Genomic DNA, 9,661 nt, shown 5'->3' on the forward strand with positions numbered 1-9,661 from the left:
GCTGCTGGCCAAGGGCAAGATCAAGCATTCCTATCCCCATAGCTGGCGGTCCAAGGCCCCGTTGATCTATCGCAACACGCCGCAATGGTTCGCCGCCATCGACAAGCCGCTGGATGACGGCATGGGCGAATACGGCGCCTCGATCCGTGCCCGCGCGCTGACCAGCATCGACAAGCTGGTGACCTGGACGCCACAGACCGGACGCAACCGGATCCATTCCATGGTCGAGAACCGGCCGGACTGGGTGCTGTCGCGCCAGCGCGCCTGGGGCGTGCCGCTGACCTGTTTCGTGAAGACGGGCGCCAAACCCGATGCGCCCGATTTCCTGCTGCGCGACAGCCGCGTCAACGACCGCATCGTGGCCGCGTTCGAGGCCGAGGGCGCGGATGTCTGGTATCGCCAAGGCTTCAAGGCCCGGATGCTGGACGGCGTCGCCGACCCCGACGATTACGATCAGGTCATGGACGTGCTGGATGTCTGGTTCGACAGCGGCTCGACCCATGCTTTCGTCATACGCGACCGCGCCGATGGCAGCCCCGATGGCATCGCCGATCTGTATCTGGAAGGCACCGACCAGCATCGCGGCTGGTTTCAGTCCTCGCTGTTGCAGGCCAGCGCCACCAGGGGACGCGCGCCCTACAAGGGCGTGTTGACGCATGGCTTCACCCTGGACGAGAAGGGCATGAAGATGTCCAAGTCGCTGGGAAACACGATCGTGCCTGCCGAGGTGGTCGATCAATATGGCGCCGATATCCTGCGGCTCTGGGTGGCACAGGTCGATTACACCGCCGACAGCCGCATCGGCCCCGAGATCCTGAAAGGCACCGCCGACAGCTATCGCCGGCTGCGCAACACGCTGCGATTCCTGCTGGGTGCGCTGGACGGTTTCGACGAGGCGGAAAAGGTCGATCCGTCCCAGATGCCCGAGCTTGAGCAATGGGTGCTGCACCGGCTGGCGCAGCTGGATCACGCCGTGCGCCGGGGCTATGACGCCTATGATTTCCAGGGCGTGTTCCAGACCCTGTTCCAGTTCTGCACCGTCGATCTGTCGGCCTTCTATTTCGACATCCGCAAGGACGCGCTGTATTGCGACGCGCCGGACAGCATTCGCCGGCGTGCGGCCCGGACGGTGCTGGACATCCTGTATCATCGCCTGGTGACATGGCTGGCGCCGATCCTGCCCTTCACGACCGAGGATGTCTGGTTGTCGCGCTTCCCGTCCGAGGCCGACAGCGTGCATCTGCACGACTTCCCCGTGACGCCGGCCGATTGGCTGAACGAGCCCCTGGCCGCGAAATGGGATCACCTGCGCCGCGCCCGCCGTGTCGTGACCGCCGCGCTGGAGATCAGGCGGGCCGACAAGACCATCGGCGCCAGTCTGGAGGCCGCCCCGGTCGTCCATGTCGAGGATCCCGAGATGCTGGCGGCGCTGAAATCCGTGCATTTCGCCGATATCTGCATCACCTCGGATATGGTCCTGACCGCCGATCCCGCCCCGAACGAGGCATTCCGCATGGCCGAGGCGCCCGGCCTGGGCGTCGTCTTCGAACGCGCCGAGGGCGAGAAATGCCAGCGTTGCTGGAAAATTCTGCCCGATGTCGGGACGCATGACCATGCGGGTGTATGCGCGCGCTGCGACGCGGTGCTGGACGGGGCATGAGCGAAAGGCGAGCCGCCCCCTGGCGCGGATTGGCGGTCGCGGGCGGATCCCGCCGCGCGATCGTTCGTCCGGATGCCGCGGGTCCGATCCGGGCGGAATGCAGCGGCCGGGCCGCAAGACAAAGGAGAGAGACCAGATGTATCAACCCGATTCCCACCGCTACGACCGGATGACCTATCGCCGCTGCGGGCGCTCGGGTCTGAAACTGCCCGCGATCAGCCTGGGGCTCTGGCACAATTTCGGCCATGACACACCGCATCAGACAAAGCGCGACATCTGTCGCAAGGCTTTCGATCTGGGCATCACCCATTTCGATCTGGCGAACAATTACGGGCCGCCGCCGGGAAGCGCGGAAGAGGCGTTCGGCGAGATCCGGCGTCAGGATTTCGCGGGTCTTCGCGATCAGATGATCGTCAGTTCCAAGGCCGGTTATCCGATGTGGGACGGCCCGTATGGCGATTGGGGCAGCCGCAAGTCGCTGATCGCTTCCTGCGACCAGTCGCTGAGGCGAATGGGCCTGGATTACGTCGACATCTTCTATTCGCACCGCTTCGATCCCGACACGCCGCTGGAGGAAACCATGGGCGCGCTGGACCATATCGTGCGGTCGGGCCGGGCGCTCTATGCCGGGATTTCCAGCTATAACAGCCAGCGCACGGCCGAGGCGGCGGCGATCCTGAAGGATCTGGGCACCCCCTGCGTGATCCACCAGCCCAGCTACAACATGCTGAACCGCTGGATCGAGAATGACGGTCTGCTGGAAACGCTGGACGATCTGGGCATTGGCAGCATCGTCTTCACGCCGCTGGCGCAGGGAATGCTGACGAAGAAATATCTGAACGGCATCCCGCAGGACAGCCGCGCAGCGCAGGGCAAGTCGCTGTCGCAGGACTGGCTGTCGGACGACATGATCCGCCGCCTGCGCGGCCTGAATGATCTGGCGGCCGAACGCGGGCAGTCGCTGGCGCAGATGGCCGTTGCCTGGGTTCTGCGCGGCGGGCGCGTCACCAGCGCGTTGATCGGCGCATCGCGGCCGTCCCAAGTCGAGGATTGCGTGGGCGCGTTGCAGAACACCGACTTCACCGAGGCCGAGTTGGCGCGAATCGACGACTTGTCGGCGGGCGGCGACGTGAACATCTGGGCGCGGTCCTCGGAAGGGGCGGGCGAGGAATAGGGCTCAGACCAGCCACCAGCCCTTCTTCCTCAACTGGTTGCGAATCGGCTGCTCCTTCGTGGGCAAGGCCCGCCGGTCGAACATGGTCCGCACCTTTTCGCGTCCCTTGCCCTGATAGATCAGCCGTTTCGCGGGCGTCCATTCGCGCAGACGCTTCTTGATCCGGCGATGCGCGACCGCGGCTTCCAGCACCTCGACAGCGGTGTCGGATTGCTTGGCGTAAAGCAGCGGCAGGTTGCGGTAATGGCAGGTCACAGCGCCATCGAGCCCGGCGAGGTCCGGGCCCGGACGGCCGCCGCCGAAACTGTGGATGACCAGCGGCAGCACGATCTGGTCCAGCCAGGGATCGAGGCTCTGGCAGGCCAGCGCGTCTCCCGGTTCATCGCGCACCGCCAGCGCCCAGTCGCGGAACCGCGCGCCGAATTCGACCGGATCCGCGCCATGGAACCAGCCCGCGTTGAAATAGAGATAGCGTTCCCAATGTTCGTCCGGCTGCGACAGATCGAGGCTTGGCATCAGGTCCAGGCCGAACCGGTCATATAGCGATTTCCAGATACCGTGATAGCCGGGGCCGTAGATCGGCGGTATCGGCCATGTGCCCTCGCGCCGCATCGAGGCCGAGGGGCGCGAGAAATCGAACGCGACGCGGTCCAGCGGGCCGGTGATCAGCGTATCGGTATCCAGAAACAGGAACGGCTCGCCGGCGGGCAGCACTTTCAGCGCCTCGATCTTGTTGCCATGAGGATAGGAGGCGCCGAAGTGCCGGGCGGTGAAGGGCAGGATTTCGGCGCCCAGCCAGTCCAGCACCTCGCGCGTTTCGGGCGCGATCAGGGTTTCATGGCCTTCCCACGCGCCCTCGGGCTGCGGCTCGGCGATCAGCAGGCGGCCGGTCCAGCCGGGTGCCGAATGGCGCAGGCTGGCGGCCAGGATCATCGCCTCGTATTCCAGCCGTCCGGCCTGCGCGACGATCAGCAGATTTGGCGTCGCCGCACAAGCAGGGGCGGGAACCGGGTCACGCGCGGCCCCGGTCATCAGGCGGCTCGAGCCAGAGGATCGAGGACGGCTTGCTGCGGCCGGTGCAGGCGGGCCCGGCCGGGCGCGAAGTCAGCCGCACGCCCGGTCCCCGCCGGGTTGGCGGCCATGGCCGGCGCCGGATCGCCCGATCCCGGATCGCGCGCAGCCAGAGCCAGAACAGTCAGCGCCGCCGCGAGTTCGGCCTTGGACAAGGGTTGCTTGCAATCGTCCCGCATCACGACCGAGATGCCCGCGCCACGCAGGGCCCGCAACATGAAATGCGAGGTCGAGCATCGCGGATTGTGCCAGATCGTGTCGATGCCGGACATGGATTTCCTTGCCGTTTGCGAAGACCTATCCCGGCGGTCAGGGGATGGGAAGGGCCGTGGTCGTCTTGATCTCTTCCATCGACAGCAGCGCGGTCACGTTGTGAATCTTCACCTCGCCGATCAGCGACTGATAGAACCGGTCATAGGCCCGCGCGTTGCGCACCTGCACCTTGAGGATATAGTCGATATCGCCCGCCAGCCGGTGCGCCTCGATCACTTCGGGACGCTCGCGCAGGGCGCGCAGGAACCGCGCGGCCCAGTCCCTGTCATGTTCGCTGGTGCGGATCAGCACGAAGAAACAGGCTTCCAGACCCAGGGCCTCGGGATCCAGCAGCGTCACCTGCCCGCGGATGACGCCCGCTTCGCGCAGCTTCCGGATCCGGTTCCAGACAGGGGTCTTGGACGCGCCCACCCGCTCGGCAATCTGATCCAGCGGCAGGCTGGCATCCTCTTGCAGCAGGGACAGGATTTTCCGATCCACATCATCCAGGCGGACGGACGTTCGGGTAGAAGCGCCTTTATCAAGCGTTTTTTCTGGCATTGGGCTTCCTTCTGGCAGCATGTCCTTATTTTCCCCGGCCTATCGCAAAGATCCAGAACAAAATTCTATATTGTGAGAGGAAAACGAAAGGGCCGAATCCATGAGCAAAGCCTTTACCCCAAGCGCCGCGAGGCCAGGCGTCATCACCGCAAACGACCTGCGCGAAGGTCACAACGTGTGGATGAGCGATGCCGGCTGGTCCCCCGATCCGGCGCAGGCGACCCTGTACGAGGACGAGGCGATCGCCGAACTGGCCCTGCTGAAGGCGATCGGCCAGTCCGATCGGGTCGTCGGCCCCTATCTGGTCGAGGCCAGACGCGGCCCCAACGGCCCCGAGCCCGTGCATTTCCGCGAGGCGTTCCGCCAGACCGGTCCATCCAACTATGTTCACGGAATTCAAGCCAGAAAGTCGGAAGCCAATCATGTTTGACATCCGCCCCGTCGAAACCGATTACGTCCGCCACCGCGCGGCGCAGTTCCGCGACCAGGTCGTGCGCCGCCTGGATGGCAGCCTGACCGAAGACGAATTCAGGCCGCTGCGGCTGATGAACGGCGTCTATCTGCAATTGCACGCCTACATGCTGCGCGTGGCGATTCCCTACGGCACGATCCGTCCCGACCAGATGCGGGTCCTGGCCGATCTGGCGCAGGATTATGACAAGGGCTATGGCCACTGGACCACGCGCCAGAACATCCAGTTCAATTGGCCCAAGCTGGTCGAGATTCCGGACATGCTGGACCGGCTTGCCGAGGTCGGGATGCACGCCATCCAGACTTCGGGCAACACGATCCGCAACGTCACGACCGACGCCTTCGCCGGCGCCGCCGCGGACGAGGTGACCGATCCGCGTCCCTATGCTGAATTGCTGCGCAGCTGGTCCACCGACCATGCCGAATTCCAGTTCCTGCCGCGCAAGTTCAAGATCGCCATTTCCGGCGGCGCCAAGGATCGCGCCATCGTGGCCTCTCACGACATCGGATTGCGGTTGATCCGGCGCGACGGCCAGACCGGTTTCGAGGTCTGGGTGGGCGGCGGACTGGGCCGGACGCCGCTTCTGGGCCAGGTGATCCGCGACTTCCTGCCGGAAGAAGAACTGTTGCCCTATATCGAGGCGATCATCGCGACCTATAACCTGTCCGGCCGGCGCGACAACAAATACAAGGCGCGGGTCAAGATCACCGTGGCCGAGCGCGGGCTGGACGTGTTCAGGGCCGAGACCGAGGAGGAATTCGCGCGCCGGCGCCAGGCCTTCCTGGGCGCCGATCGCGAGGCGCTGGCGATCTTTCGCGACCGCTTCGCCGCGCCGGCCTTCCGCACCGCGCCGGTCGCGGGCTACGAGGCGCAGCGTCAGGCAAATCCGGCCTTCCGCAGCTGGACCGACACCAACGTCAAGGCTCACAAGGTCGACGGCTATGCCAGCGCGATCGTCACCTTCAAGGCGCCGGGCCAGACGCCGGGCGACGCCTCGGCCGGACAGATGCGCCTGCTGGCCGATCTGGCCGAGCGCTTTGGCCATGCCGATCTGCGGGTCATGCACGACCAGAACGTCGCGCTGCCCCATGTCCACAAATCCGATCTGCCCGACCTGTATCTGGCCCTGCGCCAGGCCGGGCTGGCCACGGCCAATGCCGGGTTGACCAGCGATATCATCGCCTGCCCCGGAATGGATTACTGCACCCTGGCCACCGCGCGGTCGATCCCCATCGCCGAGGAAATCGCGGATCATTTCCGCGCCGCCGGGCTGGAAAACGAAATCGGCAACCTGAACATCCGCATCTCGGGCTGCATCAATGCCTGCGGCCACCACCACCTGGGCCATATCGGCATCCTGGGACTGGACCGCGCGGGCGTCGAGAATTACCAGATCACGCTGGGCGGCGATGCCTATGACATTCCGGCCATCGGCCAGCGTGCCGGCGCGGGTTTTCCTGCCGAAGAGGTCGTGCCTGCCATCGACCGCCTGCTGCGCGCCTATCTGGAGCTTCGCGAGGACGAGACCGAGCGTTTCATCGACGCCTATCGCCGCCTTGGGCCCGTGCCGTTCAAGGCCGCGCTCTATCCCGAGACGGCGGATGCTTGACCACGGCCTCGACACACGTGCGGGGCGGCTGAACGACCGGTATCGGCACCATGCCGCGACCGAGGTTCTGCGCCGTGCCGTCACCGACCCCGATCTGGGGCGGGTCGCACTGGTTTCGTCCTTCGGGGCGGAATCGGTGGTCCTGCTGCACATGATCAGCGTCGTATCGCCCGGCCTGCCCGTCCTGTTCATCGATACGCAGATGCTGTTTTCGGAAACGCTGGACTATCAGCGCGCGGTTTCGGCCCGGCTGGGTCTGACCGATGTGCGGGTGATCGGCGCCAGCGACGCCGAGGTCGCGCGCCACGATCCCGACGGCACCCTGCACCAGGTCGATCCCGATGCCTGCTGCAATTTCCGCAAGTCCCTGCCGCTGGAGGCTGCGCTGTCCGGTTTCGACGCATGGATCACCGGCCGAAAGCGGTTCCAGAATGGTCAGCGTTCCGCCCTGGACTTTTTCGAACCCGAGGCCCCGTCGCGGTTGCGCGTCAACCCGCTGGCCCATTGGCGCCCCGAAGACGTGCAGGACTACATGATCGAGAACAACCTGCCGCGTCATCCGCTTGTCTCGAAGGGTTATCCGTCCATCGGTTGCGCGCCCTGCACCTCGCCCGTCGGGCCGGGCGAGGATCCCCGCGCCGGCCGTTGGCGCGGCCGTGACAAATCCGAATGCGGCATTCACTTCATTGGCGGGCGCATGGTCCGCGGAAAGGTTTCGGCATGACCGAGCAGTTGAACAGCGAACAAATCCTCGTCCGCGATGACGGCTTTCACCCGCTGGACATCGCCGCCGAGGTGACGCTGGCACCCGACACCACGCCCGAGGAACTGGTCGATCATCTGCATCGGGCCGTGATCGCCGTCGATTTTCCGACATTCTCGGATGGGCGCGGCTTCTCGCTGGGTCGCCGTCTGCGCGAGATAGGGTTCACCGGGCGTCTGCGTGCGACCGGCCGCCTGATCGCGGATCAATACGCCATGGCCCGTCGCGTGGGCTTTGACGAGGTGCAGATCGCCCCGGACATCGCAGCCCGCCAGCCGGCCCAACAATGGCTGGCCCGCGCCGATTGGAAGGACTGGGACCACCGCGCGCGCCTTGCAGGCTGATCCGGCCTTTCGGCGCGACGCCAAATCCCTTAAGACATTCAGGAAAGAAGACATGACGCTGGACCTGACCGTGGCCGATGCTGCCCCGAAACCTGCCAAGACGCTTGCCGACGCGCAGACCGTGACCGCCGTGAAACACTGGACGGACAGCCTTTTCTCGTTCCGCGTGACGCGGCCCGCCAGCCTGCGCTTCCGCTCGGGCGAATTCGTGATGATCGGGCTTCCGGGCGATAACGGCAAGCCGATCCTGCGGGCCTATTCCATCGCCTCGCCCAACTGGGATGACGAACTGGAATTCTATTCCATCAAGGTGCCCGACGGCCCGCTGACTTCGCGGCTGCAACATATCCGGCCCGGCGATCAGATCATCCTGCGGCCGAAACCCGTGGGGACGCTGGTCCTCGACGCATTGCTGCCGGGCAGACGGCTGTGGTTTCTGGCCACCGGCACCGGCGTCGCGCCCTTTGCCTCGCTGATGCGCGATCCCGAAACCTACGAGCGCTACGAGCAGGTCGTGATGATGCATACCTGCCGCACGGCGGAGGAACTGACCTATGGCCGCGAGCTGGTCGGGGACCTGAGGAATGATCCGCTTCTGGGCGAAATCTACGGCGAGGATTTCGCCGATCGACTGCTTTACTACCCCACGACCACCCGCGCGGAATCGCCGCGGATGGGCCGGATCACCGACAACATCACCTCGGGGAAGGTCTTCGAGGATCTGAACCTGCCGCCGATCTCGCCCGGAACGGATCGCGCGATGATCTGTGGCAGCCTGGCCTTCAACGTCGATGTGAAGGCGGTGCTGGAAGGCTTCGGCCTGCACGAGGGCGCCAATTCCGAACCGAAGGAATTCGTGGTCGAAAAGGCCTTTGTCGGCGACGGTGTCTGAGGGGCAGCCTCCGCGGCGTCTCTGTTGCTCAAATACCCTCAAGGGGGGCCGGGGGACAGAATGTCCCCCGGCCGTCGCGGGACGCGGATCAGAAGAACGCCTGCAACCCGGTGATCGCGCGGCCAAGGATCAGCGCGTGGATGTCGTGCGTGCCCTCGTAGGTGTTCACCGTTTCCAGGTTCGCCATGTGTCGCATGACCTGATATTCCTCGGAAATCCCGTTGCCGCCATGCATGTCGCGCGACCACCGCGCAATCTCCAGCGCCTTGCCGCAATTGTTGCGCTTGACGATCGAGATCATCTCGGGGGCGGCCTGCGCCTGATCCAGCAGCCGGCCGACGCGCAGGCTGGCTTGCAGGCCCAGGGAAATCTCGGTCATCATGTTGGCCAGTTTCAACTGGTGCAGTTGCGTCTGCGCCAGCGGCTTGCCGAATTGCCGACGGTCCAGCCCGTATTGGCGCGCCGCGTGAAGGCAGAACTCGGCCGCGCCCATCACCCCCCAGGATATGCCATAGCGCGCTCGGTTCAGGCAGCCGAACGGCCCCTTCAGACCCTCGACGCCGGGCAGCAGCGCGTCCTCGCCCACCTCGACGCCATCCATCACGATTTCGCCGGTGATCGAGGCGCGCAGGGACAGCTTGCCGCCGATCCTGGGCGCCGACAGCCCCTTCATGCCCCTGTCCAGCACGAATCCCCTGATCTTGCCGCCATGGGCGTCCGATTTCGCCCAGACGACGAAAACATCGGCGATGGGCGAATTCGAGATCCACATCTTCGATCCCGACAGCACATAGCCGCCATCGGTCTTCTTCGCGACCGTCTTCATGCCCCCCGGATCCGAGCCCGCATCGGGTTCGGTCAGG

At 65.2% G+C, this 9,661-nt stretch carries 11 protein-coding genes; 7 read left to right on the forward strand and 4 right to left on the reverse strand.

The window, feature by feature from the left end:
- Both B4A72_RS13690 and mgrA read left to right on the forward strand, forming a co-directional pair.
- Window positions 1-1,660: isoleucine--tRNA ligase (locus tag B4A72_RS13690; RefSeq protein ID WP_292978844.1), on the forward strand; the 1,660-nt coding region annotated here is incomplete at its 5' end.
- Between the two features lie 136 nt (window positions 1,661-1,796).
- The gene (mgrA, locus tag B4A72_RS13695) at window positions 1,797-2,834 is read left to right on the forward strand and encodes an L-glyceraldehyde 3-phosphate reductase (RefSeq protein ID WP_292953468.1); all 1,038 of its coding nucleotides are present in this window, start codon (window positions 1,797-1,799) and stop codon (window positions 2,832-2,834) included.
- Between the two features lie 3 nt (window positions 2,835-2,837).
- Here mgrA and B4A72_RS13700 read toward each other — a convergent pair whose 3' ends face one another.
- From B4A72_RS13700 to B4A72_RS13710, 3 genes are read right to left on the reverse strand one after another with little or no spacing between them, the layout of a single operon-like run.
- The gene (locus B4A72_RS13700; protein ID WP_292953465.1) at window positions 2,838-3,866 is read right to left on the reverse strand and encodes a hypothetical protein; all 1,029 of its coding nucleotides are present in this window, start codon (window positions 3,864-3,866) and stop codon (window positions 2,838-2,840) included.
- Window positions 3,866-4,177: a hypothetical protein gene (locus B4A72_RS13705; protein ID WP_292978846.1), complete on the reverse strand. Its 312-nt coding sequence runs from the start codon at window positions 4,175-4,177 to the stop codon at window positions 3,866-3,868. Before B4A72_RS13705 ends, B4A72_RS13700 begins: the two co-directional genes overlap by 1 nt.
- Before the next feature lie 37 nt (window positions 4,178-4,214).
- Window positions 4,215-4,718, reverse strand: coding sequence for an Lrp/AsnC family transcriptional regulator (locus B4A72_RS13710; RefSeq protein ID WP_292953459.1), 504 nt, complete (start codon window positions 4,716-4,718; stop codon window positions 4,215-4,217).
- Between the two features lie 100 nt (window positions 4,719-4,818).
- Here B4A72_RS13710 and B4A72_RS13715 point away from each other — a divergent pair, with 100 nt between their 5' ends.
- From B4A72_RS13715 to B4A72_RS13735, 5 genes are read left to right on the forward strand one after another with little or no spacing between them, the layout of a single operon-like run.
- Entirely contained in the window at window positions 4,819-5,148 is a 330-nt protein-coding gene (locus B4A72_RS13715; protein ID WP_292953456.1) for a DUF2849 domain-containing protein, read from the forward strand.
- Window positions 5,141-6,799 (forward strand): nitrite/sulfite reductase, encoded by a 1,659-nt coding sequence (locus B4A72_RS13720; RefSeq protein WP_292953453.1) that lies wholly within the window; start codon window positions 5,141-5,143, stop codon window positions 6,797-6,799. Before B4A72_RS13715 ends, B4A72_RS13720 begins: the two co-directional genes overlap by 8 nt.
- Entirely contained in the window at window positions 6,792-7,523 is a 732-nt protein-coding gene (locus tag B4A72_RS13725) for a phosphoadenylyl-sulfate reductase (RefSeq protein ID WP_292953450.1), read from the forward strand. Before B4A72_RS13720 ends, B4A72_RS13725 begins: the two co-directional genes overlap by 8 nt.
- The gene (locus B4A72_RS13730; protein ID WP_292953447.1) at window positions 7,520-7,906 is read left to right on the forward strand and encodes a DUF934 domain-containing protein; all 387 of its coding nucleotides are present in this window, start codon (window positions 7,520-7,522) and stop codon (window positions 7,904-7,906) included. Before B4A72_RS13725 ends, B4A72_RS13730 begins: the two co-directional genes overlap by 4 nt.
- Window positions 7,907-7,958: 52 nt before the next feature.
- The gene (locus B4A72_RS13735; RefSeq protein ID WP_292953444.1) at window positions 7,959-8,798 is read left to right on the forward strand and encodes a ferredoxin--NADP reductase; all 840 of its coding nucleotides are present in this window, start codon (window positions 7,959-7,961) and stop codon (window positions 8,796-8,798) included.
- An 88-nt stretch (window positions 8,799-8,886) separates the two neighbouring features.
- On the opposite strand, the gene B4A72_RS13740 is transcribed toward B4A72_RS13735, so the two are convergent.
- The coding region (locus B4A72_RS13740) for an acyl-CoA dehydrogenase family protein (protein ID WP_292978848.1) at window positions 8,887-9,661 on the reverse strand (775 nt) is incomplete at its 5' end.

This window comes from Paracoccus sp. UBA5162 (assembly GCF_002413585.1).
Taxonomy (GTDB): domain Bacteria; phylum Pseudomonadota; class Alphaproteobacteria; order Rhodobacterales; family Rhodobacteraceae; genus Paracoccus.

Excerpts from the sequence above, each read along its gene's own strand:
- mgrA (WP_292953468.1), top strand. The coding sequence starts at position 1,797 with ATGTATCAACCCGATTCCCACCGCTACGACCGGATGACCTATCGCCGC.
- B4A72_RS13700 (WP_292953465.1), bottom strand. The coding sequence starts at position 3,866 with ATGACCGGGGCCGCGCGTGACCCGGTTCCCGCCCCTGCTTGTGCGGCG.
- B4A72_RS13705 (WP_292978846.1), bottom strand. The coding sequence starts at position 4,177 with ATGTCCGGCATCGACACGATCTGGCACAATCCGCGATGCTCGACCTCG.
- B4A72_RS13710 (WP_292953459.1), bottom strand. The coding sequence starts at position 4,718 with ATGCCAGAAAAAACGCTTGATAAAGGCGCTTCTACCCGAACGTCCGTC.
- B4A72_RS13715 (WP_292953456.1), top strand. The coding sequence starts at position 4,819 with ATGAGCAAAGCCTTTACCCCAAGCGCCGCGAGGCCAGGCGTCATCACC.
- B4A72_RS13720 (WP_292953453.1), top strand. The coding sequence starts at position 5,141 with ATGTTTGACATCCGCCCCGTCGAAACCGATTACGTCCGCCACCGCGCG.
- B4A72_RS13725 (WP_292953450.1), top strand. The coding sequence starts at position 6,792 with ATGCTTGACCACGGCCTCGACACACGTGCGGGGCGGCTGAACGACCGG.
- B4A72_RS13730 (WP_292953447.1), top strand. The coding sequence starts at position 7,520 with ATGACCGAGCAGTTGAACAGCGAACAAATCCTCGTCCGCGATGACGGC.
- B4A72_RS13735 (WP_292953444.1), top strand. The coding sequence starts at position 7,959 with ATGACGCTGGACCTGACCGTGGCCGATGCTGCCCCGAAACCTGCCAAG.